This is a genomic window from Azospirillum himalayense, assembly GCF_042657465.1.
Taxonomy (GTDB): domain Bacteria; phylum Pseudomonadota; class Alphaproteobacteria; order Azospirillales; family Azospirillaceae; genus Azospirillum; species Azospirillum himalayense.
Map to the genome: position 1 here is coordinate 1 of NZ_JBHSLC010000050.1, position 24,435 is coordinate 24,435.

The window sequence follows — 24,435 nt, forward strand, 5'->3', positions numbered from 1 at the left end:
AACGCTCCATTCCGACCAAAACGGGCGGCAAAAACGCCTTTTTCAAGCCTTAGCGGAGGCAAAGGCACTGCATCAGCCCGTTTTTCCGCGCCCTGCTAAACACGAAGTGGCAGGGGCTGAAGTTCGACAACGCCAACGGGGAGGACATCTTCGTCTACCCGGGGTTCGCGATGATGCGCGAGCGCGGCCGCGACTTCGCGCTCATCGACCTCCGTGAGGTCGAGATCGAATACTCGGAGCGCCACTTCCAGGAGGAGGAACGCGTCCCCCGCGATGCGGCGACCATCGGGCACACCTGGGCCAAGACCAACAAGGACGGTTCGCCGGACCGTCGGTTCAGGGACAACTACCAGATCCCCGTGGTCCGGTACGGTCGGTTGACCATCACGAGCCGGACGGGCATCAACGAGGCGTACATGTTCAGCGACGCCACCGCGGCGCTCGCCTTCGCCGAGGTGTTCGCCGCCTACCGGCGTGCGTTGGACGTGCTCGCCGAGCGCAGCAGGCGTTCGGACTTCGTGCTGCCCCGGCCCGAAGCCGATGAGCCCGCGGACGTGGAACCACCTGACGCGCCGCCGAACGACGGCCCCTCCGCGGTGGTGACCGGACGCCCCCCGGCCCGCGCCCTGTTGGCCGACGGGCTCGTGCTCGCCGCTGTCGTAGCGGTCGGCGCCTGGGCGGTCGTCGGACACCGCGCACGCGATTCCGCACCGAACGTCCCCGCCGCCACGGCTCCGGCGCCGCCCCTGAGCGCTCCGGCTCCGCCGCCCGCGACGGCCGAAGCCCCGGCGGCGAAACCCTTGGAGACTCCCCCGGAGACGCCGAAAACGCGTGAGGCCGTTGTGGTGAAGGCGCAGACCGCGAACATCCGCACCAAGCCGGACCGGAACGCGCCTGTGGCCGCCACGGCCAAGGCGGGCACCCGCCACTTCGTGTTCGCCCGGGACGGGGAGTGGATGCAGGTCGGCGACAAGGAACCGGCGGGCTGGATGCACGGGAGCGTCGTCGAAGCCGCCCCCCGGTAAACCGCACGACCGACGGCTCGGGAGGGCCATGCCTGATCTGGAGAGACGCTATGGGGAAACGGATGGTTGGGACGTTGGTGCGGGCCATGTTCCTTTGCGTCGCCCTCCTGACACTCGTGGCGCCGGGGACCGCGCGTGCCGAGGAGGGATACCCTTCCCGCACGTTCCCGGACCCGCATGAGAAGAACTGCGCGGCCGTGTCGTCGTAGAACCGGCTCCCGCTCGACGACCGGCAGCCGATGAGGTTCCAGGCGATCCAGGTCAGCATGGTCATCGTCTACATCCAAGGGACGGGAGCGATCACCGGGGACACACCGGAAGAGCTTCGGCGGTTTTTGAAGACGTATGACGGCCAGATGTCGAAGAGCCTTTACCTGCACTCCGGAGGCGGTGATCTGATGGCTGGCCTGGAACTCGGGCACGCCATCCCGGAGGCTGGCCTCAACACGGGCATCGGCCGCTCGATCGCCCTCGACGGGCTGATGAAGATCCACGACTACCAGCAAGCCCACTGCCTGTCCGCGTGCGCCTACACCTTCCTGGGCGGCGTCACCCGGTCCTTCGGAGAGAAGGACGTCTACGGCATCCACCGGTTCGGCCGCACCCAGGGCACGGTCTCCGGCGACGACGCCCAGATGGTCAGCGGCATCGTGGCGAAGTACATCCAGAGCATGGGCGTCGACGTCTCGGTGTTCCAGTTGGCCTCTCTGGCGAGCTTCGAAAAGGAGATGTTCCGGGTTCCCGTCGACCTCGCCAAGAGGATGCGGATCATCTTCGACGGCTCCGGCCAGACCACCTTCCGGATCGAGGACCGGGACGGCTTGGTCGTCGCCGCGTTCCGCATCACCAAGCGGGAGCGCGAGTACGACGGGGTGGTGACGTGCTCCGGCGGCGAACGGCTGCTTGTGCTGGTGGACCGAACCAACACGGTGCGGCCGCCGATGCGGACGATGAAGGACTTCCCCGCGGAGTTCCACGCCGACGGCGGGCGCGTTTTGCAGGGCGCAGCCACCTATGTCCCGCCGTCGGCGCCAAACCGCGCCGCGGTCGTGGTGTTCCGGATCCCTGGCTTGGACGAGCAGGCGTTCGCCGGGGAGGGGATGTGAACCGCGCAAACATCAGTAGCCTCGTGCCGTCCAACAGCAAGGGCTGTTGACGAGGAACAGGGACCGGATGTCAAGTCGGCGGGAGGTAGCTATGCAAGCGTCTCCATCGGAGGATCGCACAACACGGCGTCAACGGTTACGGGAGCGGCGCCGGATGGTTTTCCAACGGATCATCGCCGGGCTGGAAGCGCTGCATGAGGCCGGCATATCCGCCCGCGTCATCCTGCCGCTGAACGATGACCAACCGGTTAAGTTCCTGGTTGATGCCACCGACATGCCCACGATGTCGCTGGCCGCGCGGGGGTTGCGCCGAAGCATGGGCAATGTTGCGCATCACGCGGTGTTCACCAGTGATCTCACTCCGGAGCGTCTGGCAACCCTGTGGGGCGGCGCGTGGGATCTGGAATCCGTACAGCGGCACCAGCGCGACCAAGCCGTCTGATGTACAGCATGACATTGGCTCCGCGGGCTCAAGCAGCGGCGCTCGTCGCCAACAGCCGCGCTTCGCGGTGTGGTGAAAGGGGAAATTGCCGCGTGAACGCAAGCCACTTGCTGTGAGATGAATGCCGTCCATACGCGCATCAGTGAATTGCGGGCGGAACTCGCGACGGCACGCGAGCTTGAGCATGAGGCGGTCGCACGTCGGCGCACCGTTGAAGCCCGCTTGGCGCTCCAGGCTGAACTCGTAGAACAGCGCCTCCTGCATCACCGTCCGCTCGTCCATCATCGCCGTGTCCTCCGCTTCCCAGGAGGACAGAATCAGGACTTCAGGCCGCCGACAACTCCGACTTTTTCAACACTGTCGACTCAAACCGGACGCCGCTCGGCATGGCATGCGGATGCTTGGGGCACGAACAGCATCACCACCGTTATTCGGCGACGTGTAGGCGGGACCGGGGATCGTTCGGCCTGTCGTTGGATCCAAGACCGCTCATTGCCGCGTCGATCTCCTCCATGCTGTAAGCCATCGAGGGTGCCAAGTTCGTGATGTGATGGTCCCATTGCATTCGGCAGGAGATGTAGGCCTCGGCACCGGCCTGCCCGTCAGCCGTGATCTGGATCCCCGCCTGCCGAAGCCGCTGCAGGGCAGCGTGGTAGCGTGCTCGCCAAAGGTCTCGGGTCTGCTGGTCCGGTTGCGCCTCCCGGTCCGGTGCCCCATGGGGAAGGAAGGTGTTCTCCAAGGAGGTGAGGAGCATCATGGACGCTTCCCAAAGCTGCGCGACAGCTCCTGCCTCCTTCAGCCAGCGGTATTTCTGATCATCCAGGGCGCTCTTGATCAGACTCACCGTGTCCAACGCGACCAGCGTGGAACGGGATACCGAGTGGTATGGATCACTGAAGCGGAAATAGAACAGCACCGGGTAGAAGTGGTGCGCCTCCTTGGTCTGGGTCATCTCGACGCCGAGTTCCGACAGGTTCGTGTAGCCGCCGCTGAACTGCCCCTCAGGTCCGAGACGTGCCAGCAATTCGGCAGCATCGCCGGTGCACCCTGAGAGGAAATGGATGTTCATGGCCAGCACGTTGCGCCGCTGGAGCGCTGTGTAGACCTGCATCAGATAGGTCAGCGTCAGCGACATCACCGACATGCCGATCAGCGAATTGAACAGGAAAAGCAGCCGTGTGGGGCTTGTGTGCGGGGTGAAGTCACTCGCCCCGACAATGGCCATGCTGGTTCCCCCGGCATACATCGCAGTGACGAAGTCGGTGGGGGTCTCGCCGTTGGTGGCGCGGATGGACGTACCGAGTTCCGGGTGCACGATCAACGCCGCCCCGAGCGTCAGCCCGAGAGCCCATACGCCAACCAGCAGCACGAGGATGACCGGACCACAGAAGGACAGAACGATTCCTTGTCGAGAGCCAAATTGTCGAGAGCCAAAAACCTTTGAGGCTTTGACGAAGGAGGCCCAGACCAGCCGCTCGACCCTGAATCCGATGATGCTGGTTCCGATCCGGGCGTAGAGCACGGTCAGAAAGATATCGAGCAAGATGATCAGGATCAGAAGTATTCCAAGGCCCTGCTCCAGTCGTCCCATCATGGCGGCCTCCTGTCATCCCAACGGCTCCGTCGGGATCATTGGGGCTGCCCGACCGAGCCGGTCGTCCCCCCGTTCGGTCCAGGCTCGATGCGCCACAGCTGCGTTTCAAGGCGCGGGCCGGTCTCGGGCTTGAACCAGCTCATGTCCTGAATGCGGGAGCTGGTGACGTAGATGGTCCCGTCGGGCCCCTCCGAGAATGTGTCGGGCCAGCGCAGCCGTTTGTCCTGTACGAGGGTGGTGATGCTATCCCCATCACGGACCTTCACGGCATCCTGCTCGATCGCGCTCAGATAAAGCCGGCCGCGCCCGTCGATCCAAAGACCATCCGTCGGCTCGGTCTCGGCGGCACGCTCCACACGAGCTTCGATATCCTTCTCGGACAGGCGTGGGTTTTCCAAGACATCCGTCGGGATGCGATAGAGGGTCCGGCCGGTCAGCGCTTTCCAATAGAGCGTGCGCCCATCGGGAGAGAGCGCGATGCTGTCAGCGGCAAATTCGACCCCGCGCCCGTCGGGCCGGCGCAACTCCTGCCCATCGGTCTTCACCACCACATCCTTTTCCGGTTGGGTGCTCGGGTGGCCGTGAAGGACGCGTCGAGCCTTGCCGTCCTGGAGATTCACAACAACGAGAGCACCCTTGGCCCCGGCATCGGTCAGATAGGCACGCCGCCCATCCGGTGAAAACCGGACATCGTTCAGGTAGCTGCCCTGAGGCGCGACCGTCTCGTCGAAGCGGATCACCTGCTCAACCTTGTTCGTCTTCAGGTCGATCCTGACGAGCTTGGGCCCGCCCTGCACGACGGGTGCCGTGGCTGGCGCGGCCGGGTCCACGACCCAGAGATTGCCGTGCGCATCGGCCACGACGCTCTGGACGCACACGAAGTGATCGCCGGCGGACATCTGGTTCTTCTTGGCGTTGCGCCAGGAATTCCACGCGTCATCCGGGTAAGGCCTGATGTGGCCGTCGCGCGTCACCTCGGCGACCGAGATCGGTGCATCCTCCGTCCAGCGGGGAAAGTTGACGAAGATGCGCCCATCCTTCGAAACGGTCACTCCGGTCACCTGGTGTTCAAAGCTGGTGACCTGCTGCAGATGCGCCGTGCCCCGAGATGGTGCGGCACTCTGCTGCGCCATACTCGGCTGTGCCAAGGATGTGGTGGCCAGGAGCGCTCCGAAAAGCAGGGTCACCGCTGTGAGCCTTTGCATGTTCATTTCCATCGCGCGGCCATGATCATGTGGGATGCGACGGCCGCCTCAAGAGCGTGAATTCCGCTCGAACGCAGCCGTGTCGTCGATGGTTCAGTGCGGCCGCGCCTTCTCCTGCGGGGCGCGATTGGACACCGCCGCGAGGGCCGGTGCGGCCCGCATGTCCGGAGGCACCTTGAAGTCCTTGGCGGCGCCTCGCGCCGCCTGGACACCCTGCGGGAAGCCTGTCCGATCCCTGTAGGAGCGTGGCCGACCACGGGGGCGGCTGTGGCGGGCCGTGGTCCCCTGCGCGCCAATGATGTCGAGCAGCGTCACCCCCAGCACCACCGCAAGAGCAACCCCGACATTGTCGCGCTTCGGGTTGTCATGCCGCATGGCCGTCATCAGGGTGGCGATGTCGAGTCCGTCTCCGGCCACCCGGCTCCACAGCCCGAGATGCTTGTCGGGCGAGAGCGAGACGATGCCGTGCCCGAGTTCGCGGACGCCATAGGCCCGCACAAGGGCTTCCTTGCCCTCCATGCCAAGCGCCCGGGTGATGCGCTTCGCCGCAAACAGCTCGGTCAAGCCGAGCCCGATGCTGTACCAGCCGAGTGCCTTGGCCATGCGGTCGGAGGCACCCAGCGAACTGGGGCCGGAGTGAAGGACTTTCGGGTCGCCCTTGGACCGGGCAATGTTCGAGATGGTGTAAGTCACGTCTTCTCTCCCCGGTTTTTAGGGCTTCAGGACGACTTTGATGCAGCTGTCCTGCTTGTCGCGGAACACCTTGTACATCTCGGGCCCCTCATCGAGGCTCACGGTGTGGGTGATGACGAACGATGGATCGATCTGCCCCTCCTCGATGCGGCGCAGGAGGTCGTCGGTCCAACGGTTGACGTGCGTCTGGCCCGTCCGGATGGTCAGCCCCTTGTTCATCAGCTGGCCCATCGGGATCTTGTCAACCAACCCGCCATAGACGCCCGGGATCGAGATCACCCCGGCCGGGCGGCAGACGTAGATCATCTCGCGAAGGACATGCGGCCGGTCGCTTTCGGCGCCGAGCATCTGCTTGGCGCGGTCGTAGACCGTATCCGGCATGGAAGGCGAGACATGGGCTTCCATGCCGATGGCGTCGATGCACTTCTCCGGGCCCAAACCGCCGGTGAGCTCGTTCAGACGCTCGACCACGCTCTCTTCGTCGAAGTTGATGGTGATGGCGCCACCGGCTTCCGCCATTTCCAGGCGCTCCGGCAGATGATCGATGGCGATCACCTGTTTGGCGCCGAGGAGGACGGCGCTGCGGATCGCCATCTGACCGACGGGACCGCAGCCCCAGATGGCAACGGTGTCGGTCGGTTGGATGTCGCACTGGACGGCGGCCTGCCAGCCGGTCGGGAAGATGTCACCGAGGAAGAGAACCTTCTCGTCCGGGATTCCATCCGGCACCTTGATGTGCGTCGCGTCGGCGAAGGGAACGCGGAGATATTCGGCCTGCCCGCCCGGATAGCCGCCGGTCAGATGCGTGTAGCCGAACAGGCCCGCGGTCGGGTGGCCGAAGACCTTGTCGGCGAGATACTTCTTGCGGTTGGTGGCCTCGCACACCGAGAAATTGCCGCGTTTGCACTGGTCGCACTCGCCGCAGATGATTGTGAACGGAACCACCACCCGGTCACCGACCTTGAGCTTGTGCTTGGCCTCCGGCCCGACCTCGACGACCTCTCCCATCATCTCATGTCCCATGATGTCGCCGGGCAGCATCGCCGGGATGAAGTTGTGGAACAGATGCAGGTCCGAGCCGCAAATGGCGCAGCTCGTCACCTTGATGATGGCGTCGCGCGGCTGCTCGAGTTCGGGGTCAGTGACGGTGTCGCACCGGATGTCTTCCTTACCATGCCAAACCAAGGCCCGCATGCTTTCCTCCTTCATCCTGCCAAGGTGCAGAGGCCTGCGCTTCCCGGTGTGCTTCGGACCGATGAGCATGTCTCTGCGGGGTGGTCTGTCGGATTGAAAGCTCTCAAAACCTGAGCGAGCCTCACCGCGTTCCTAGGGATGGTTCCTCAGGGAACCTCCGCGCCAGGGACTCCTAACCTCCCATCGGGGCCGTGTCCCGAGCGGCACATGAAGCGGTTCAAATCATCCGGCCACGCCCAACGGTTCCTGTCCATCCAGAGCCCCATCCACAACCACTTCCAGCTGCGCCGCCACTTCATCTCCGCCTCCGAGTATCGCGCCGCGCGCGCGCGCCTTCACCACGTGGCGCGAGGCGACCAACGTTGCCTAACCGCCTGAACCAGTGAAAAAAACGGGTTGTGCAAACCTTAAGTGCGTCAGCTGACCGCGAGGTTGACAGCGCCCTCCCGATGCCCTTCACATTTGGCAGATGGCCGTCCACCGGGACCGGCAGGGACGCGGCTTCGGGCGGCAATGGATCGAAACGGCCCAGCGCCACGCCGCCGACCATGGCATCCCCTCCCTGACCTTGACCACCTTCAGGAGCGTGCCGTGGAACGAACCCTATTATCAAAGACTTGGCTTCGTCACGCTGGATGACGGACAACTCGGTCACCGGCTGGGCGCCGTCCTGGACGCCGAGGAGCAGGCCGGACTTCCCATCGCACAGCGTTGCGCCATGAGGAAAATGCTTTGACGGCGGCTTGCCGTGTGCCCGCTCCAGGGTCCATGGACGGCGCACAAAAGACTGGCCCATCCAACAGTTCGCTTCCCAAATGCTTGAGCCGGCTGTAATTTTCTTGCCTTGCTGCGTTGCACACTCAGCGTATCTGGTATTTGGTATGCCAGTGTACAGTCATCTCCATCAGACACGAGGGAGATGCACCATGGCTTACACCACCGCTTCGCACACCGATCATGACGGCGTTCTGTCGGGGATCGTCAAGGGCGTTCGCGAGTTCGTGAGCGCCTGGTTTGAAACCTCCGCCGCCTACATCGTCTACCGCGAGCTGTCGGCCCTGAGCACGGCCGAATTGGCCTCCCGCGACCTGCGCCGCGAGGACATCGGCCGCATCGCCATGGACCTGCCGACGCTGATGCGCGAGTAACCCGCGCGCCGCCGACAGGGGCTCAATTCCCCGCCAGGACCGCCAGACAAGCCTCGGGTGGCTCCGGAATCGCCTTGGGCGGCCGGGGCCCCGGCGTTTCCTTCGGGGGCTCGAACCAGCTCAGAAGCTCCTGGCCGCAGCCGTCGCCCGGCGGAATGGGGGCTTGCGGAATGCAGGCCGTCGATCCGGCCGGGCAGTTCATCCGCACATGGAAGTGCGAGTCGTGTCCGGCCCAGGGGCGCACGGCGTTCAGCCAGGAGCGGTCGCCCTGCTCGCTCTGGCACAGCGCCAGCTTGATCGCCGGGTTCACGAACACCCGCGCGACCTTCGGGCTCGTCGCCGCCAGTTGCAGAAGGCGCGCCTGCCGGGGACCGAACCGCTCCGGCAGAACGCGCTGCGTCTGCCGGTTCACCATGGTCGGAAAGTCCGTCCGCTCCCGCGCCTCCCGCGCGAGAGGCGGCTGGTCGAGGTCGAACCACACATCCACGTCGAGGCCGATCTGGTGGCTGGCATGCCCGCTTTCCATGCGGCCGCCATAAACCTTGGAGATGTCCCCGATGGCCAGCCCCCCGAGCCGCTCGGCCTGCGCCCGACGGGCAAGCTCCTGGACGAAGGCGATGGTGTCGGGGTGTCCGTGGTTCCGGTTCCGCGACAGGTTGACCACCTGATAGCCGAGACCCTCCGGAGGCAGCGCCTGCGCGCCGCGAATGCAGCCGTTGGCGTAGCCCCCGATCGGCTGCGCCGAGAGGGGCGGCAGCGGCGGCTGCAAGGCCACCCTGCTGAAATCCGTCGGCACCGCTCGGGAAACCGGTTCGGCCGCCTCCGCGTTACCGCCGGCAAACCAGACGCCGCATAGGATCGCCAGCACAGCGAAAGACCATTGTCGAGCCATGACCGGCGGCCCCCCTTCCTCTTTGACCGTGCCCGACCTTAGCACGGGGTTTGGGGTCTGGGCGTTGCATCGGGTGGGCAGCGCGCGGTTTTGCGCCGAACGGTCACGGCGCCCGGCGGTCGCGAAGCATGCGGATTTGGCGGGGCGGCACGGCGCCGCCTTTTTCTTGTTGCGCGCGTCACGGCGATGCAGAATCCCTCTCATAATTGAAAAGAATGGGAAGGGAGAGTCCCCCGCCATGAAACGTCGTTCCTTTTTGACCAGCGCCGGCGTCGGGCTGGCCGCCAGCACCGTGGTTGCGGCACCCGCCATCGCGCAGAGCCAGCCCGAGATCAAGTGGCGCATGGCGTCGAGCTATCCCAAGAGCCTCGACACCATCTTCGGCGGGGCGGAGCTGGTCGCCCGCCGGGTCGCCGCCGCCACCGACAACAAGTTCCAGATCCGCACCTTCGCGGCGGGTGAGATCGTGCCGGCGCTCCAGGTGCTGGACGCGGTGCAGAACGGCACGATCGAGTGCGGCCAGTCCGCGGCCTATTTCTACATCGGCAAGGACCCGACCTTCTGCTTCGACACGGCCATGCCCTTCGGCCTGAACACGCGCCAGCACATCTCCTGGATGATGCACGGCGGCGGGCTGGAGCTGATGCGCGAGCTGTTCCGCGAGCACAACATCCACAACATCCCCGCCGGCAACACGACGGCCCAGATGGGCGGCTGGTTCCGCAAGGAAATCAAGACGGTGGAGGATCTGAGCGGCCTCAAGATGCGGGTCGGCGGGCTGGCCGGGCAGATCATGGGCAAGCTGGGCCTCGTCCCGCAGCAGATCGGCGGCGGCGACATCTACCCGGCGCTGGAACGCGGCACCATCGACGCGGCGGAGTTCGTCGGCCCCTACGATGACGAGAAGCTGGGCTTCCACAAGGTCGCCAAATACTACTACTCGCCGGGCTGGTGGGAAGGCTCCGCCCAGATCCCGCTGATGATCAACATCACCGCGTGGGAGCAGCTTCCGGACTCCTACAAGACGATCCTGGAGCAGGCCTGCTGGGAGGCCAACACCTGGATGATCGCCAAGTACGACGCCGTCAACGCCGCGGCGCTGAAGCGTCTGGTCGCCGGCGGCGCCCAGCTCCGCGCCTTCCCGCGCGACGTCATGATGGCCTGCGAGAAGATCGCCAACGAGCTGTATGACGAGCTTTCGGCGAAGAACCCGCGTTTCAAGAAAGTCTACGAGGCGTGGAAGCCCTTCCGCGACGAGGAGCGGCTGTGGTTCCGCGTCGCCGAGAACAGCTTCGACTCCTACGTCTATTCCCAGTCGGCGCAGCGCCGCTGAGGAAAGCACGGCCCTGAAAGAGACACGGCCCCTCCCCTTCCTGGCGAAGGAGAGGGGCCGTTTTCTTCACGCGGTCAGTGCGAGACCGCACCGGCCGCACCCAGGCCGGTTTCCGACCGGATGTACTGGTACTCGTAGGCCTTCGCCTCCGCCGCCGCCCGCGCGCTGCGGTCGGTGACCGAGAAGAGCCAGGTCGTCGCGAAGGCGATGACCATCGAGAACAGCGCCGGATGCTCGTAGGGGAAGATCGGCGCCGGGAACTTGAAGACGCTGACCCACACGGTCGGCCCCAGCACCACGAAGGCGACGCAGCTCACCAGACCGGCAAAACCGCCGATGAAGGCGCCGCGGGTGGTCAGCCCCTTCCAGAAGATCGACAGGATCAGCACCGGGAAGTTGACCGACGCCGCCAGACCGAAGGCGAGGCCGACCATGAAGGCGATGTTCTGGTTCTCGAACAGCAGGCCCAGCGTGATGGCGATGACGCCCAGCGCCAGCGTGGCGAGGCGCGACACCCGCATCTCCGACGCCTCGGTGGCGTTGCCCTTCTTGATGACGCGGGCGTAGAGGTCGTGGCTGACCGCCGACGCGCCGGCCAGCGTCAGGCCGGCGACCACCGCCAGGATGGTGGCGAAGGCGACCGCCGAGATGAAACCGAGGAAGATGTTGCCGCCGATGGCCTTGGACAGGTGGATGGCCGCCATGTTGCCGCCGCCCAGGATCTTGCCCGCGGCGTCGAGATAGGCCGGGTTGGTGCCGACGATCACGATGGCGAGGAAGCCGATGGTCACCGTCAGGATGAAGAAGTAGCCGATGAAGCCGGTGGCGTAGACGACCGACTTTCGCGCCTCCTTGGCGTCCGGAACCGTGAAGAAGCGCATCAGGATGTGAGGCAGGCCCGCCGGTCCGCACATCAGCGCGAGGCTGAGCGACACCGCGGCGATCGGATCGGCCATGGCGGCGCTGGGGCGCAGGATGGCGGCGTTCGCGGCGTGGGCGGCGACGGCCTGCTGAAGCAGCCGCTCCGGGTTGAAGCCGAACTGCGCCAGCGCCAGCCCGACCAGCACGGTGCAACCGCCGAGCAGCATCACCGCCTTGATGATCTGCACCCAGGTGGTCGCCAGCATGCCGCCGAAGGTCACGTACAGGATCATCAGCACGCCGACCATCACCACGGCGTAGGTGTAGTCCAGCCCGAACAGCAGTTGGATCAGCTTGCCCGCCCCGACCATCTGCGCGATCAGGTAGAAGCAGACCACCGTCAGCGACCCGACCGCCGCCAGCGAGCGGATCGGCGTCTGGCCCAGCCGGTAGGACGCCACGTCGGCGAAGGTGAAGCGGCCCAGGTTGCGCAGCCGCTCGGCGATCAGGAACAGCATCAGCGGCCAGCCGACCAGGAAGCCGATGGTGTAGATCACCCCGTCGAAGCCCTTGGCGAAGACCATGCCCGACAGGCCGAGGAAGGCCGCCGCCGACATGTAGTCACCCGCGATGGCCAGCCCGTTCTGGAAGCCGCTGATGCCGCCGCCCGCGGTGTAGAAGTCCGACGCCGAGCGGGTGCGCTTCGACGCCCAATAGGTGATGCCCAGCGTTCCGGCGACGAACAGCAGGAACATGGCGATGGCCGTCACATTGACCGGCTGGCGCTCCACCGCGCCATCGATGGCGGCGGCGAAAGCAGGCCCGCCCGCCAGCGCCGGCAGCAGCGCGGCGGAGGCGGACGCAAGACGACGCGCGGCGCTCATCGGCCCACCTCGTTCAGCAGGTCGCGGTTCATCGCGTCGTAGCGGCTGTTGGCGCGCAGCACGTAGACGCCGGTCATCAGCGAGCAGAAGACGGTGATGACGATGCCGGCGGCCAGCCCGACCGGGAAGGTCATGCCCTCGGCCAACGGGCGCGCCATCAGCTCGGGCGCCAGCGCCGAGGCGAACACGAAGGCGTAGTAGACCGCCAGGACGATCAGCGCCAGCCGCCAGCTGAAGCGCGCGCGGCTCGCCGTCATCGCGGCGAACTTCGGGTTGGACAGCACCCGCTCGTAAATCTCGTCGGACATGGTTTTTATCGCTTTTTCTTGGAACCCAAACATTGCGCATCGCAGCAATACCTTGGGTGCATGGCAGCAAAAAGCGAAATTAAATTTCTTGTAGCACGAAATGACGAAACATTCGCTCGAATTTGCTCTCGTTTAACCAGATAACGGTTTATCATTAGCCGGAAAGCAGTTGATCCATAGGTGCGTAATGCGACAACGGGTCGCGCTGCGACGCAACATGAGGCAACGCTGTTATCCCGCCGTCCGCCCCTTCGGCCGGACATCCTTCAGCCGGACATGGATCAGGCCGCTGCCCGTGGGGTCGGAGCGGTCGGGCTTCACCATCGCCTCCAGCAGCTTCTCGTCGCTCGACCAGTAGGGCACGTACCACAGCCGGTCCACGTCCATGACCAGAACCCGGCGGGTCTCCGCGTCGTAGGCGCCGAGCGGCGCGATGTGTCCCACCGTGGCGTCGCCGGTCAGCGTGCCCTGGTCGTAGGCCAGCAGGATGATGTCGCTGTCGTCGCGCTCGTTCTCACCGAGGATGCGCCGCAGTTCGCCCAGCGTTTCAGGCGACGTGTCCTTGGGACGGAAGACCTCCACCGTGGCGTCCAGGCCGAAGGCGTCCACCGACTTCTGGACCAGCCCGGCGAAATCGGCGAAGGACACGCCGTCCCCGTTCTCCGCGGTGGCCGCCTTCCAGCCGTCGTCGTCCACCTCGTTCAGCACCCGCGCCTGGGTGACCAGCCGGTTGGACGAGAGCGGCGGCAGGCCGCGCAGCGCGTTGATCATCATCGCCACGCTGGCGACCGAACAGGCGCTGCCCGTCTGCTGGGCCGTGTAGTAGGGAATCATCGCCCAGAAGTCCGGCGCCCCGGCCTTGCGCAGATGCTCGCGATCCTCGGTCATCGGCACAGCGTCCGGGCCGAACTTCGGCTTCGTCTCGCTCTGCGCGTCCTGCGCCGCGGCGGGAGGACCGGCCAGACACGCGAAGGTCAACAGGGCCAGCAGAGCCGAGCGGAGCGGTGCCTTCATCACCGGCGTTTTCCTCGATGGTGTCACGGTCGATGCCTCTGCCGGCTCTAGCCGGACGGGGTGGGCCTTGGCGGAAGGCTCTGCGGCACGAGCGCCATGCAGTTCTGCACGACCGCGGCGCAGGCGCCCAGCGACGATGCCCGGTAGACCAGCTGCTCGACGGCCCCATCCCTCAAGGTGAAGGTCGCCTCGCACCGGTTGTCCACCACGTCGCCCGACCGCGGAGGATAGTAGTCCCACGGGTCGTAGTCGAGCCCGCGATGGCGCCAGCCGGGATAGCCCCACGGATATCCCCATCCGTAGCCCACCGGTGGGGGCGGTGGGGCGTAGTAATCGATGGAGCCCGCCCGGTAGGTGAAGAACTCCAGGGCGCCGCTGGCCGCCTGCCGGTGCGGCACGCCCGCGCAGGACAGCAGCGTTCCCTTGGGCATGCCGACCAGCGCACTCTGGGCGGCCAGCGCAACGTCGGCCCTGGGATCGGCGCACCCTGCCAGCGCCCCGGCCGCGGCGAGCAGAAGGACGGCGGCGGACCGCCGCAAGGCGTGTGGACGCGGGAGCACGGGCGGAGCCTCCTTCCCCGGGATTTATCCCGGAAGAACAAGCCTCCACCCGCTTTTGATCCCGCTTGGGCCCGGTCCGGACCGGAGGTCAGGCGTCCCAGAAATGCGGCATGCCGTCCGACGCCGTGTAACCGCTGTGGCCGATCATCGCCCAGTCCAGATCATGGATGCCCATGGCCAGCGCCGGGGAATTCGGCTGCAGCGAGTAGTCGCCCCAATAGGGGTTGTTGAACAACGGCTTGCCCGTGACGTCGTTGTCGCCGTAGCGCGGCACGTTGTAGACGAGGTTGCGGTCGATCACCGGGTTTCCGGCGGTCAGCAACTCCATGTAATCGTCCAGCGGCAGCGTCCCGCTGATGACGTTGTCGGTGATGGTGTTGTTGCGCGGCAGGCCGGGATCGCCGTGCTTGGGCGCCCAGCCGACGCGGATGAACTCCTCCGCGTTGCTGGCGATGATCGAGAAGTTGTTGGTAACGAGGTTGTTGTCGCCGCCGTGGATGTGCACCCCGGCCAGCCCGGTGTCCTTCAGGAAGTTGCCGGTCACCGTGACGCCGCCGGCCATGTCGTCCAGATAGATGCCGAAGCCCTTGTGGTTGGTCAGCCACTGGTCGGTGTTGCTGGTCGCCAGCCCGCCGACATGCTCCACCCAGTTGCCGCGGATGATCGTGCCGGTGTCGACGCTGGACCGCCCCAGCACCTCGATGCCGCCGCCGTCCGCCGTTTCCAGGTTGGTGTTGGTGACGCGGTTGTACTCGATGACGTTGTTGCGGTTGATGTTGCTGGAGTCCCAATTCTTCAGCGAGATGCCGTAACGCGCGCTGGAGTCCACGTCGTTGTGGGCGATCAGGTTGTTGTCCACCCCGGTGCCGATGATCCCGGCCACACCCTTGCGCACCTCGCCGACGTGGGAGATGTCGTTGGCGTAGACGGTGTTGCCGTTGCTGCGCCCGTCCAGCTCGATGCCGTTGACCGCCAGATGCTCCAGCGTGTTGCCGCCCACCAGGTTGTTGGAGGACGCCGCGGTCAGCTTGATCGCCGTGCCGACGTTGAGGAAGCTGTTGTTGCCGATGCTGTTGCCCGACGCCCCCTTCAGCTCCACCGCGTAGCCCCAGGTGGTGGTGTTGGTGAAGCCCAGCCCCTCGATGGTCACGTCGCTGCTGCCGTTCAGGCGGATCAGCGTGCCCAGCCGCGCCACCTCGACGCCGTCCTGCGCCAGGGTGGCCGGGTTTTCCGGCTTGAACACCACCGACTTGTCCGAGGCGCGCCACGCGAACTCGCCCGCCTGATCGACGAAGGACGGGTTGTTCAGCAGCTTGTAGGTCGTCCCCTCGGCGAAGGGAAGCGAGGTGCCGTTCTTCAGCGTGATGGTGCGGGTGGCGTCGTTGACGCTGGCGATCTCGGTCAGCGTGTCGGACAGCCGCTCGGCGTCCATCAGCTGGATCTTCATGCCGGGGATGATGTCGCCCGACGACATGTCGCCGGTGTGGTAGCGCACCGACCAGCCGCTGGGGCCGCCGTTGGCCGCGTCGGCGAAGTACCAGCCGGTGGTGGTGGGGTTGTCGGCGTCGACGATGCCCTTGCTGGCCAGCGTCTGGCGCACGCCGCCGATGGTCAGGTCGAGGTCGGTGGCCTGCGACAGCTTCGCGGAATAGACCCCGTTGCCCTCGCTGACGACGTTTGTGACCTTCTCCGCCCCGTTCAGCACCGGCGTCTCGCCGGGATAGTTGCGGAAGCTGTGGCCGTTGTCGGCGCCGGTCAACTCCAGCGTCTTGGTCAGGCGGTAGATGCCTTCACGCACATAGGTGGTGTCGACGTCGCTGTCCCGCATGGCGTCGCGGGCGCGCTCCAGCGAGGCGAAGGGACCGTCGGTGCCGTCGGCGTTCGGTGCGGACAGCTTGCCCGACCATGTGTCCTTGCCGTTGGCCGCGACGTAGAAGGCCGGACCGGTCGGCGGCGGCGGGGGCGGCTCGGCCGCGGGCTGGAACAGCGACGCCGGGGCGTCCACGTTGAGAGCGCCACCCCAGAACAGCCCCTCCTGGCCCTTCACCACGTCCTTTCCGTCCACCGCGCCCTTGTCATAGGTGACGATGGAATCGGTCGCCGCGACGGTGTGGCCGTTGATCGAGACCGACTTGACGTACAGGTTGCGGTCCTGGCCGTTCACCACGGAATCGTTGTCGTAATGGATCTGGATCTTGTGGGCTTCCTTGGCGTCCAGATCGACGGTGAAGCGGAAGGGCTGCGGGTCGCTGGAGGTGGCGCGGCCTTCGCCCACCACCTTGCCGTCGACCAGCAGCTTGAAGTGCGGCGCCACCCCGCCGGCCGACTGGCCCCAGGCGGTCACGACGATGTCCGTCGGCGTCAGCGTGACCGGCGGCGGGGGCGGGGGCGGCGGCACGTAGGGACCGTCGAAATATTCCTCCGGCACGCCGAAGGTGAGCGCACCGCCCCAGAAGAGCCCTTCCTGCCCGGCGACCACGAACTTGCCGTCCACCGGCCCCTTATCGTAGGAGGCCAAAGGGTCGGTCGCCTTGATCTCCTGCCCGTCGATGGTGATGCCCTGGACGAACAGGTTGCGGTCCTGGCCGTTGACGGTGGCGTCGTTGTCGTAGTGGATCTGGATCTTGTGGGCCTCGTGGGGGTCCACATCGACCTTGAAGGTGTAGCCGGTCGGGCTGGTCGCGCTGACCCACGCGTCGCCGACCACCTTGTCGTCCACCAGCAGCTTGAAATGCGGCGGCGTGCCGTTGGCGGCGGCGCCCCAGGCCTTCACGACGATCTCGGTCGTCATGGTGGCCGGCGCCTCGGGCTCGGGCTCCTGCACGCTGGCGAACATGGTCTTGGGCAGGTCGACGTTCAGCGCGCCGCGCCAGTACATCTCGGTCTGCCCGGCAATGACGTTCTTGCCGTCGATATCGCCGGTGTCGTAGGTCACCAGCGGGTCGATGCTGAGGATCGGTTTCCCGTTCACCTCGAACGACTTGACGAAGAGGTTGCGGTCCTCCCCGTTCACGGAGCCGTCGTTGTCGTACTGGAGCTGAAGTTTGTGGGCCTTGTCGGCCGGAACGCGGGCGTTGAAGGTGTAGCGGCCCAGCGACGCCGACGCGACGGTCGCCTGCCCGATCTCAACCCCATCCAGCCGCAGCACGAAATGCGGCCACTTTCCGCCTGCGGGAGCGCCCCAGGCGTTCACCGTAAAGGTGACGTCCATCAGTTCGGTAGTTTCGGCAGCCATCTCGGACCTCATAGAACTCTAGACCAACGTCTTAGCCCAGAGGTTGAGGTGCCCGGCTTAACGGAAAAATAAGAATCTTGGTAAAAATTTTACTAACGAGGCTGATTCCTGTGACATAAACAGACCGCTGCAGTCGGACAAAAATGTTTGCACATTGACAAGAAAGTCTGCACATAGACAAAAATGTTTGCTCCTGGCCGAGCTTGAGCTTGGCCTCACGCACTCAGCTTCGTTCCTCTCGTGGTTTGCTTCTCCTTCCCGCCGACGCGAGCGCAGGACCTCCCCGAAACTGACATGACCCCCGTTTTCCGGACAGATTTTCGGCTTTGCTAAGCTTGATTCAGGTCCGTGTCATGCCGCCAATTTGATGGGATCCGGTGTGCCCTGGCAGGCCGCCTCCGGGGTTCTGTCGCCGAGCGCGAAGTGTGGACGGTCCATGTTGTAGTAATTGATCCACCGGCTGATCCCAGCCCTCGCCTCGCTGCCGGTTTCGAAGGCATGGAGGTAGACGCGCTCGTACTTCATCGATCGCCACAGCCGTTCGATGAAGACGTTGTCCATCCACCGGCCGCGCCCATCCATCGACACCGGGATACCGGCTGCGGTCAAGCGGCTGGTAAAACGTGGGCTGGTGAACTGGCTGCCCTGATCGGTGTTGAAGATGTCCGGTCGGCCGTGCCGCGCCATCGCCTCCTCCAGGGCCTCGATGCCGAACTCGACGTCCATGGTGTTCGACAGCCGCCAACTCAGGATTTTGCTCGTCGCCCAGTCCATCACTGCCACCAGATGGCTGGTTTCGGCGGCTTCCGCCTTGCCGGAGAACATCCCGGCCAGTCCCTCCATCGCCTGCTCTTCCACGCGTTGATCAGCGTCTGATGCACTCCGTGCTTGGCCACCAGCTGCGACACCGTCAGTTCGCCCCGCATCGCCTCCAGCGCCACCTTCGCCTAGAACTCCGCCGAACACCGCTTCCGTTCCCCCGTCATCGGGTCTGTCCTTCTTCCTGGGCGAATCAGGCTTAGCGAACTGTCCGGGAAACAGGGATCATCTCACCGGCCGGCCTTGCCAGGGCAGATCGGCCAACCGGCCCTCATAGCGGCTATGCACACGGGACGACGGCGCGTGGCAACGCGGGCACGGGACTGACCGGCGCCGAAGGCGGACGAAGATGGTGATGCGGTCCGGCTCCGGCAGGACATGCTCGACGCAGAGACCGTCGGGGATCATGGGGAGGAGGCGCTTGGTCACAGTGAACTGAAGCTGTTGTGATGTTCACCTCATGTGCTCATCTCTGGCGTCCAGTGCCACCGGCACCACGCAAAGTGCGGAAGAACCAGTATTCACCCGGCACTGCCAATCGGGAGCAAGGCGACGCTGTCGCCCGGCGGTTGGACGACGCTGGAGCGGAAGCGTACCCTGTCCTCGTCAGCCTGCTGAGGTTGATCCGTCGCCCTGGAGGGAACCCTGTGATGGCCGACCATTCCCAAGCCCGCGCTGCATTTGCCGACCTCCACCAAACCGGCTGCTTCGTCATTCCCAATCCGTGGGACGTCGGAAGTGCCGTGATGCTGAAGCATCTCGGGTTCCGCGCGTTGGCCACCACCTCGGCGGGCTTCGCCTTCGCGCGGGGGCTTCCCGACGCCTATTGGGCGGTGCCTTGCGGCGACATGCTGACCCACATCGCCGACATGGTCGGGGCAACCGACCTGCCGGTGAACGCCGACTTTGAGTCCGGATACGCCCATGACTGCGAGAGGCTGGCGCGCAACGTGCGCCTCTGCGCCGACACCGGCGTGGCGGGCCTGTCCATCGAGGACGCCACGGGCGACCCGGCGAATCCGCTGTATGACCTCCCTCACGCCGTCGAACGCGTGGCCGCGGCGGCGGAGGCGTTGCGGGGAACCGGCGTTCTCCTGACCGCCCGCTGCGAGGCCCTGCTGGTGAACCACCCGGCGGCCGTCGAGGAGGCGCTGCGCCGCTTGCCGGCCTACGCCGCGGCGGGAGCCGACGTCCTCTACGCGCCGGGCTTGGGGACCCCGGACGTCATCGAGGCGGCGGTCGACGCCGTCCACCCGAAACCGCTCAACCTGTTGGTTTCGTCCCCGATCGGCTTGTCGGTGGATCAGATCGCCGCCCTGGGCGTGCGGCGCATCAGCCTGGGCAGCGGCCTCAGCCGCGCCGCCTGGGGCGGTTTTCTCCGGGCCGCCCGAATGCTGGCCGAGCACGGGCGCTTCGACGCCTTCGGCGAAGCCGAACCGTTCGACGCGCTCAACGTGTTCTTCCGGACGCACGGCCGGCGAACGCCCTGAAGGACGGAGCCTGGGCAACGGCCCGGCCAGTCCCGTCCCGTCCCGGCCGTGGACCGCCCGATGGCACTCCAGATAAGCTCAACCGGACGGTAGCCGGAGCCGACCTCAGCAGATGCTCGCCGAGAGTTAGGAGCAAACATTTTTGTTTGAGCATATCGCCACCCAATGCGCCCACATGGTGGTCAGGTGCAAACTTGAGCTTGGCCCCACCCTTCTCAGCGCCGCTCCCTTAGCCAACTACTTCTCTTGATTCCCTTCCCTGGCGGGCAAGCGTCTCTGCTCACTCAACACTCCACGAATTGAGCAACTTGAGGCCCATCGGCTCAAAGTTGCGCACGTCGCGCGTGACCACGATCAACCGGCGGACAAGCGCGGTGGCGGCCATCAGGCTGTCACGCTGGCAGCGCGTTTCGGGTACACCGGCAAGGCCCGGCGCGTGCACCTCTGGCTCCAGGACCGCCGCACCGGCGCCGTCAACGTCCCATCGCTGGCGCGCGACGATAAAGGCCCGTCCCGACGACCACCGGACGCTCCTTTCACCCAAGCGCTTGGCGTGGGCGCCGGTCAAGCCGGCCGGGGAGCGGGATGCCGCGGAGGCCGCGGCCGTCGCCCGGGCTGCGCTGATCCTGCTTTGGAGCAGCGGGCAGGCCGAGGGACAGATCAACCGCCTCAAGCGGCTCAAACGCCAGATGTACGGCAGGGCCAATCTGGAACTGCTCCGGCGACGAACGCTTCTCGCTGCCTGATCCACGCAAAGAGCGAAAGAACCTTCAAAGCACTCCTGGAGCTATAAAGCGCCGCACGGCCCGTCGGTTAGCCAGCCGCGCTTCCGCCGCTGTATAGCCGAGGCTGGAATCTCCAGTCGATCCTGTCGAGAGGATGGAATGGGCGGGCCCTGCTGAACGGGAACTGATGCGGCCTGAACGCGGTGAGCCCCGGCGTGTCGACCGTGATCGTCCGGGCGATGCCCGCGAATGAGAGCTTGTAATGGTTGGCGGCTCTTGCGACGACTGCCTGCTGACCTGCCAGCGGAAGCCCAACGGCCTCGTAGAAGGCGGGATCGTGCACGTTGGGCGCCAAGTCCGTGACGATCACCGTCACCGCACCACTCTTCAGCACTGCGGCGTTACCGAAGTCGGCCTCCGTTCCGGCCATGTACGGTCCGATGTTGGTGAAGCGGGCCCGGCACAGCCGGGCGACGGTCCAATGCGTCTCGAGCGGATCGACCGAAAGGGTGAACCCGCCACCGACAGGCATCCGCAGGACCGCGTTCTCGCCGGCCTCCTGCGCACGGACAACAGCCTGCGGGTCGTAGACCGGAACGGCGACCTTCAGGTCCGGAAAATCCCGGAGGGCGATCCGCGCGATCTCGGGAGAGTCACCGGGGCCTGCGCCCATGACACGGTCGCCTTGGTCGCCCAAGGCGAGAAGCTGTCCAGAGGTCTGCGCGATCGTCAGCGCCTCGTTCACGGACATGAGCTGTTCCTGGAATTGGTCGCGCGCGTCCCAGAGCCGCTCGCTCAGGTCCTTGCAGGCGGCGACCGCGCTGCCGTCTCCCATGTCATAGGCGAGGACGACCTGCCCGTAGCCGGGGACGTCGAGGAACGGGTGTACGTTGAAGATCGAGAGGTCGGTGACGTCCGGCCGCGACCGCCATTCGTCCGCGACCGCGTGAATCCCGAGGAGGGGACCTGACCAGGTCTCGTCGTTGCCTCTCGTAAGAAAGGGAATAAGGGAATAGACGGCCCGCGGGGCCGTGCCCGTATCAAGCAAGCCGTCGAGCAGGCGCATCGCACGGGCGCCCGTCTCTTCGATGTCCGCGTGCGGCGTGGTCCGGAAGCTCGTCATGACGGTCGCGTGCTCGACCATCTCGGGCGTGAGGTAGGCATGGAGGTCAAGCGCGACCGAAATCATCATGTCACGGCCGACGGTGTCGCGCAGCCGCCCCAGAAGGTAGCCCTCGGGGTCGAGGGTCTTCTCGGCCAGCGTCGCGCCGTGAAGGTCAAGGCAGATCGCGTCGAAGCCTCCCTGCCTCGCGGCGTCGACGAATTGATCGGCGATGCGCTCGAAAACCGTCTGCTCGATTGCTCCGCCCGGCCTTGTCCGCGCGCTTATGGCGGGAACGCAGCGGTACCCGAGTGCTTCGGCGGTCTTGACGATGCCGCTCAAGGCCGTGGATGTCGCCCGGGCCTCGTCGAGGAGTTGCGGCCCACGCAGGAAGATGAAGTCCTCTTCGCGCGTCCGGATGGGGTTGAACGAGTGCCCTTCGTGCCAAATCTGGCCAACGAGGATGGAGCGTTGCGTCATCGTCATTTCCGATCTGCGGGCCGGGAGACCTCAAGGGCCATGCGGCCCTCACCCCTGGCATTCTGCGTTCTAAGGTTCTTCAGAAGGACTGCAGGTTTTCCAAGCCGGCTCCGATCCACTTCTTGCTCATCTCGTCCAGTTGGCCGCTGAGGCGGTAGGTGTAGATGAACGTGTTCATCATGTGCAGGAACTGCATGTCGCCCTTGCGGATGCCAATCGAGTAGGGGCTCAGACCGAGCAGGAGCTTGCGCTCGTACTTTTTCTCGTCGCGCTTGACGATCTTGTCACCGATCAGCGTTCCGGTCGCGATGAAGGAAACCTGCCCGCTCAACAGGGCCGTCGCCGCCGTGGCGTCGTCCTCGTACCGCCGGATCACAGTGTCCTGCGGGAGCACACGAGTCACCATGTTGTCCTGGATCGAACCGCGGACTACGGCCACGGACTTCCCCGAGAGGTCCGCGGCCGACGCGGCTGCCTGGCCCTTGTCGCCGAAGAGCCAGATCTGGTTGGCCCCGTAAGGGATTGTGAAGTTCACCGTCTTGGCCCGCTCGGGCGTGACGCCGAAGGTCGAGATGACGATGTCCGCTCGCTTGCTTTCCAGGAAGGCGATCCGGTTCGGACCGGTTACGGGCACAAGCTCGAGCGTGACGCCAAGGTCCTTGGCGATCAGCTTCGCCATATCCACGTCGTAGCCTTCCGGTTGCATGTTCGCGTCGAGCATGCCGTATGGGGGAACCGAGGTGTCTACGGCAATAAGGACCTTTCCGCGGGACTGGATGGCTTCCAGCGTCTGGGCCGCAGCCAGGGAGGCGCTTCCGGCGAGGGTCGTTGCGGCGACCATGAGCGACAGCAGCATGCGTTTCATTGTTCATTCCCTCTGGTTTTGATGTTTGGTTCAGCTGTTCCGGCACGCGGAATCAGTAGGCTGTCCTCTTCTCGAGATAGCGGCTCAGCAATGACAGCGGATAGCAGAGGCAGAAGTAGATCGCGGCGACGGCCAGGAAGACCTCGAACGCCTGGAAGGTCGCGTTGTTGACCAGCTGTCCGGCGCGGGTCAGTTCCACCAGCCCGACAATCGAGGCCAGCGACGTGTTCTTCACGAGCTGGACGATGAAGCCCACGCTTGAGGGCGTCGCGAGACGTATGGCCTGGGGGACGATCACGTAGACCATCTGCTGGCCCCACGACAGCGAAAGGGATTCGGACGCTTCCCACTGCGCCGTCGGTATGGACTGGATGGCGCTGCGCCAGATTTCGCCGAGATAGACCGCCGCGAAGTAGCTCAGCGCGACACAGGCGGCGACGAAGGGGCTGACGACGACCCCCGCGAAGGACAGGCCGAAGTAGGCCAGGAAGAGGAGCACCAGGGGAGGCACGCCCTGACCCACCGCGACGATCGCCGAGGCGAGGGCCGCCACGGGCCGCGAGGTGCTCAGCCGCATGAGGCAAACGCCGATGCCGATCACACCGCCGAGGACGAGCGAGACAAGCGACAGCCAGAGCGTGTACTGGGTGGCGTTGAGGAGGAAGACGAGATCGTTGTAGGAAAACTCCCGCATTATCGGACTCCTCTGCGCGCGCGCCTCTGCGGTCTGCGAAGGACCCGCTGCTCGGGGAAAAGCACGTATGCCATGCGCGAGAGAAGGGTCTTGAGCAGGATGGAGAGGGCCAGGTACATGACGGCGAGAACGATGTAGACCTCGAAGCTGCGGAACGTGCTGGACTGGATCTGGTTGGCGAACGCGGTGAGTTCCTCGGCCGAAATCTGGGAGACGATGCTCGACGCGAGCATGATCAGCACGAACTGGCCGCTGAGCGGCACCCAGATGTTCCTCAGCGCCTGCGGCAGGATCACATGGACGAATGTCTGGAACTTCGAGAGGGCCAGGCTTTCCGCCGCCTGGTGCTGAGCGGGCTGGATGGACTGGAAGCCGGCGCGGAAGATCTCGGCGGAATAGGCGCCGCAGTTGACCACGAGGGCCAGGAGCGCCGCCGAAAGCGGGTCGAGGCGGAAGCCTACGCTCGAGAAGCCGAAATAGACGATGAAGGCCTGCACGAGAAGCGGAGTGTTCCGGATCGCTTCTACGTACGTCGCTCCCAAGGTGCGCAGGGCAAGATTTCCACGCTGCCTGCACAGGCCGACCGCGATGCCGATGAGGCTCCCGGCGGCACACGCCGCGACGGTCAGGAGGATGGTGGCGAGCGCACCGTGGAGAAGCATGCCGATGTTTTGCGAGAGCCACCCGAATTGCAATGATTGCATGGAAGAGCCTGTTTCTTGCCGGCGGCGCGGTTGACCGAGCCAGATAGGGGCGGGTCGGTCGG

23 protein-coding genes and 1 pseudogene are annotated in these 24,435 nt (G+C 65.4%); 7 read left to right on the forward strand and 17 right to left on the reverse strand.

Features of this window, described 5'->3' with window-relative positions; all coding sequences use genetic code 11:
• The first annotated feature begins 170 nt into the window (after window positions 1-170).
• Complete coding sequence (locus tag ACFPMG_RS22710) at window positions 171-1,025, forward strand: SH3 domain-containing protein (RefSeq protein WP_376997489.1); 855 nt, start codon at window positions 171-173, stop codon at window positions 1,023-1,025.
• Window positions 1,026-1,264: 239 nt separating this feature from the next.
• A complete protein-coding gene (locus tag ACFPMG_RS22715) occupies window positions 1,265-2,131 on the forward strand; it encodes a hypothetical protein (RefSeq protein ID WP_376997491.1) in 867 nt (288 codons plus the stop codon).
• Between the two features lie 136 nt (window positions 2,132-2,267).
• On the opposite strand, the gene ACFPMG_RS22720 is transcribed toward ACFPMG_RS22715, so the two are convergent.
• From ACFPMG_RS22720 to ACFPMG_RS22740, 5 genes are all read right to left on the reverse strand, one after another.
• Window positions 2,268-2,858, reverse strand: a complete 591-nt coding sequence (locus tag ACFPMG_RS22720; protein WP_376997492.1) for a hypothetical protein — start codon at window positions 2,856-2,858, stop codon at window positions 2,268-2,270.
• Window positions 2,859-3,000: 142 nt separating this feature from the next.
• Window positions 3,001-4,167, reverse strand: coding sequence for an ion channel (locus tag ACFPMG_RS22725; protein ID WP_376997494.1), 1,167 nt, complete (start codon window positions 4,165-4,167; stop codon window positions 3,001-3,003).
• Between the two features lie 35 nt (window positions 4,168-4,202).
• Entirely contained in the window at window positions 4,203-5,384 is a 1,182-nt protein-coding gene (locus tag ACFPMG_RS22730) for an SMP-30/gluconolactonase/LRE family protein (protein WP_376997496.1), read from the reverse strand.
• 81 nt (window positions 5,385-5,465) lie between these two features.
• Window positions 5,466-6,065, reverse strand: coding sequence for a hypothetical protein (locus tag ACFPMG_RS22735; protein WP_376997497.1), 600 nt, complete (start codon window positions 6,063-6,065; stop codon window positions 5,466-5,468).
• Between the two features lie 18 nt (window positions 6,066-6,083).
• Window positions 6,084-7,259, reverse strand: a complete 1,176-nt coding sequence (locus ACFPMG_RS22740) for a zinc-dependent alcohol dehydrogenase (RefSeq protein WP_376997498.1) — start codon at window positions 7,257-7,259, stop codon at window positions 6,084-6,086.
• A 460-nt stretch (window positions 7,260-7,719) separates the two neighbouring features.
• On the opposite strand from ACFPMG_RS22740, the gene ACFPMG_RS22745 reads away from it, so the two are divergent.
• Together ACFPMG_RS22745 and ACFPMG_RS22750 are read left to right on the forward strand one after the other, a co-directional pair.
• Entirely contained in the window at window positions 7,720-7,995 is a 276-nt protein-coding gene (locus ACFPMG_RS22745; RefSeq protein ID WP_376997530.1) for a GNAT family N-acetyltransferase, read from the forward strand.
• Window positions 7,996-8,185: 190 nt separating this feature from the next.
• A complete protein-coding gene (locus ACFPMG_RS22750) occupies window positions 8,186-8,407 on the forward strand; it encodes a hypothetical protein (RefSeq protein WP_376997500.1) in 222 nt (73 codons plus the stop codon).
• 22 nt (window positions 8,408-8,429) lie between these two features.
• On the opposite strand, the gene mepA is transcribed toward ACFPMG_RS22750, so the two are convergent.
• Window positions 8,430-9,182 carry a penicillin-insensitive murein endopeptidase gene (gene mepA, locus ACFPMG_RS22755; protein WP_376997501.1) on the reverse strand — a complete coding sequence of 251 codons (753 nt, stop codon included), beginning with the start codon at window positions 9,180-9,182 and terminating at the stop codon, window positions 8,430-8,432.
• Between the two features lie 355 nt (window positions 9,183-9,537).
• Here mepA and ACFPMG_RS22760 point away from each other — a divergent pair, with 355 nt between their 5' ends.
• Window positions 9,538-10,632: a TRAP transporter substrate-binding protein gene (locus ACFPMG_RS22760; protein ID WP_376997502.1), complete on the forward strand. Its 1,095-nt coding sequence runs from the start codon at window positions 9,538-9,540 to the stop codon at window positions 10,630-10,632.
• Between the two features lie 74 nt (window positions 10,633-10,706).
• On the opposite strand, the gene ACFPMG_RS22765 is transcribed toward ACFPMG_RS22760, so the two are convergent.
• The 7 genes and pseudogenes from ACFPMG_RS22765 to ACFPMG_RS22795 all read right to left on the reverse strand — a co-directional run bounded on the left by ACFPMG_RS22765 (window position 10,707) and on the right by ACFPMG_RS22795 (window position 18,721).
• The gene (locus tag ACFPMG_RS22765; protein ID WP_376997503.1) at window positions 10,707-12,377 is read right to left on the reverse strand and encodes a cation acetate symporter; all 1,671 of its coding nucleotides are present in this window, start codon (window positions 12,375-12,377) and stop codon (window positions 10,707-10,709) included.
• On the reverse strand, window positions 12,374-12,685 hold the full coding sequence (locus tag ACFPMG_RS22770; RefSeq protein WP_109071062.1) for a DUF485 domain-containing protein: 312 nt from the start codon (window positions 12,683-12,685) through the stop codon (window positions 12,374-12,376). Before ACFPMG_RS22770 ends, ACFPMG_RS22765 begins: the two co-directional genes overlap by 4 nt.
• Window positions 12,686-12,916: 231 nt before the next feature.
• Window positions 12,917-13,699 carry a phytochelatin synthase family protein gene (locus ACFPMG_RS22775; protein ID WP_376997504.1) on the reverse strand — a complete coding sequence of 261 codons (783 nt, stop codon included), beginning with the start codon at window positions 13,697-13,699 and terminating at the stop codon, window positions 12,917-12,919.
• 47 nt (window positions 13,700-13,746) lie between these two features.
• Window positions 13,747-14,259: a hypothetical protein gene (locus ACFPMG_RS22780; RefSeq protein ID WP_376997506.1), complete on the reverse strand. Its 513-nt coding sequence runs from the start codon at window positions 14,257-14,259 to the stop codon at window positions 13,747-13,749.
• A gap of 88 nt (window positions 14,260-14,347) precedes the next feature.
• On the reverse strand, window positions 14,348-17,494 hold the full coding sequence (locus tag ACFPMG_RS22785) for a carbohydrate-binding domain-containing protein (RefSeq protein ID WP_376997507.1): 3,147 nt from the start codon (window positions 17,492-17,494) through the stop codon (window positions 14,348-14,350).
• A 351-nt stretch (window positions 17,495-17,845) separates the two neighbouring features.
• A pseudogene (locus ACFPMG_RS22790) lies at window positions 17,846-18,283 on the reverse strand (integrase core domain-containing protein); the annotation flags it as partial.
• 255 nt (window positions 18,284-18,538) lie between these two features.
• A complete protein-coding gene (locus ACFPMG_RS22795; protein ID WP_376997508.1) occupies window positions 18,539-18,721 on the reverse strand; it encodes a transposase family protein in 183 nt (60 codons plus the stop codon).
• 242 nt (window positions 18,722-18,963) lie between these two features.
• Between ACFPMG_RS22795 and ACFPMG_RS22800 the strand changes: the two genes are divergently transcribed.
• Window positions 18,964-19,803: an isocitrate lyase/PEP mutase family protein gene (locus ACFPMG_RS22800; protein ID WP_376997510.1), complete on the forward strand. Its 840-nt coding sequence runs from the start codon at window positions 18,964-18,966 to the stop codon at window positions 19,801-19,803.
• Between the two features lie 344 nt (window positions 19,804-20,147).
• A complete protein-coding gene (locus tag ACFPMG_RS22805; RefSeq protein ID WP_376997532.1) occupies window positions 20,148-20,549 on the forward strand; it encodes a hypothetical protein in 402 nt (133 codons plus the stop codon).
• A 67-nt stretch (window positions 20,550-20,616) separates the two neighbouring features.
• Here ACFPMG_RS22805 and ACFPMG_RS22810 read toward each other — a convergent pair whose 3' ends face one another.
• The 4 genes from ACFPMG_RS22810 to ACFPMG_RS22825 all read right to left on the reverse strand — a co-directional run bounded on the left by ACFPMG_RS22810 (window position 20,617) and on the right by ACFPMG_RS22825 (window position 24,373).
• Window positions 20,617-22,110 (reverse strand): M81 family metallopeptidase, encoded by a 1,494-nt coding sequence (locus ACFPMG_RS22810; protein ID WP_376997511.1) that lies wholly within the window; start codon window positions 22,108-22,110, stop codon window positions 20,617-20,619.
• A gap of 79 nt (window positions 22,111-22,189) precedes the next feature.
• The gene (locus ACFPMG_RS22815; RefSeq protein WP_376997512.1) at window positions 22,190-22,975 is read right to left on the reverse strand and encodes a transporter substrate-binding domain-containing protein; all 786 of its coding nucleotides are present in this window, start codon (window positions 22,973-22,975) and stop codon (window positions 22,190-22,192) included.
• Window positions 22,976-23,027: 52 nt separating this feature from the next.
• Entirely contained in the window at window positions 23,028-23,669 is a 642-nt protein-coding gene (locus ACFPMG_RS22820) for an amino acid ABC transporter permease (RefSeq protein WP_376997513.1), read from the reverse strand.
• A complete protein-coding gene (locus ACFPMG_RS22825; protein WP_376997514.1) occupies window positions 23,669-24,373 on the reverse strand; it encodes an amino acid ABC transporter permease in 705 nt (234 codons plus the stop codon). The genes ACFPMG_RS22820 and ACFPMG_RS22825 overlap by 1 nt, the downstream gene beginning before the upstream one ends.
• Window positions 24,374-24,435 lie beyond the last annotated feature (62 nt).

Coding starts and splice junctions, on each gene's coding strand:
- ACFPMG_RS22710 (WP_376997489.1), top strand. CDS start 171: ATGATGCGCGAGCGCGGCCGCGACTTCGCGCTCATCGACCTCCGTGAG.
- ACFPMG_RS22715 (WP_376997491.1), top strand. CDS start 1,265: ATGAGGTTCCAGGCGATCCAGGTCAGCATGGTCATCGTCTACATCCAA.
- ACFPMG_RS22720 (WP_376997492.1), bottom strand. CDS start 2,858: ATGATGGACGAGCGGACGGTGATGCAGGAGGCGCTGTTCTACGAGTTC.
- ACFPMG_RS22725 (WP_376997494.1), bottom strand. CDS start 4,167: ATGATGGGACGACTGGAGCAGGGCCTTGGAATACTTCTGATCCTGATC.
- ACFPMG_RS22730 (WP_376997496.1), bottom strand. CDS start 5,384: ATGGAAATGAACATGCAAAGGCTCACAGCGGTGACCCTGCTTTTCGGA.
- ACFPMG_RS22740 (WP_376997498.1), bottom strand. CDS start 7,259: ATGCGGGCCTTGGTTTGGCATGGTAAGGAAGACATCCGGTGCGACACC.
- ACFPMG_RS22750 (WP_376997500.1), top strand. CDS start 8,186: ATGGCTTACACCACCGCTTCGCACACCGATCATGACGGCGTTCTGTCG.
- ACFPMG_RS22760 (WP_376997502.1), top strand. CDS start 9,538: ATGAAACGTCGTTCCTTTTTGACCAGCGCCGGCGTCGGGCTGGCCGCC.
- ACFPMG_RS22765 (WP_376997503.1), bottom strand. CDS start 12,377: ATGAGCGCCGCGCGTCGTCTTGCGTCCGCCTCCGCCGCGCTGCTGCCG.
- ACFPMG_RS22770 (WP_109071062.1), bottom strand. CDS start 12,685: ATGTCCGACGAGATTTACGAGCGGGTGCTGTCCAACCCGAAGTTCGCC.
- ACFPMG_RS22775 (WP_376997504.1), bottom strand. CDS start 13,699: ATGAAGGCACCGCTCCGCTCGGCTCTGCTGGCCCTGTTGACCTTCGCG.
- ACFPMG_RS22785 (WP_376997507.1), bottom strand. CDS start 17,494: ATGGCTGCCGAAACTACCGAACTGATGGACGTCACCTTTACGGTGAAC.
- ACFPMG_RS22795 (WP_376997508.1), bottom strand. CDS start 18,721: ATGATCCCCGACGGTCTCTGCGTCGAGCATGTCCTGCCGGAGCCGGAC.
- ACFPMG_RS22800 (WP_376997510.1), top strand. CDS start 18,964: ATGGCCGACCATTCCCAAGCCCGCGCTGCATTTGCCGACCTCCACCAA.
- ACFPMG_RS22810 (WP_376997511.1), bottom strand. CDS start 22,110: ATGACGCAACGCTCCATCCTCGTTGGCCAGATTTGGCACGAAGGGCAC.
- ACFPMG_RS22815 (WP_376997512.1), bottom strand. CDS start 22,975: ATGAAACGCATGCTGCTGTCGCTCATGGTCGCCGCAACGACCCTCGCC.
- ACFPMG_RS22820 (WP_376997513.1), bottom strand. CDS start 23,669: ATGCGGGAGTTTTCCTACAACGATCTCGTCTTCCTCCTCAACGCCACC.
- ACFPMG_RS22825 (WP_376997514.1), bottom strand. CDS start 24,373: ATGCAATCATTGCAATTCGGGTGGCTCTCGCAAAACATCGGCATGCTT.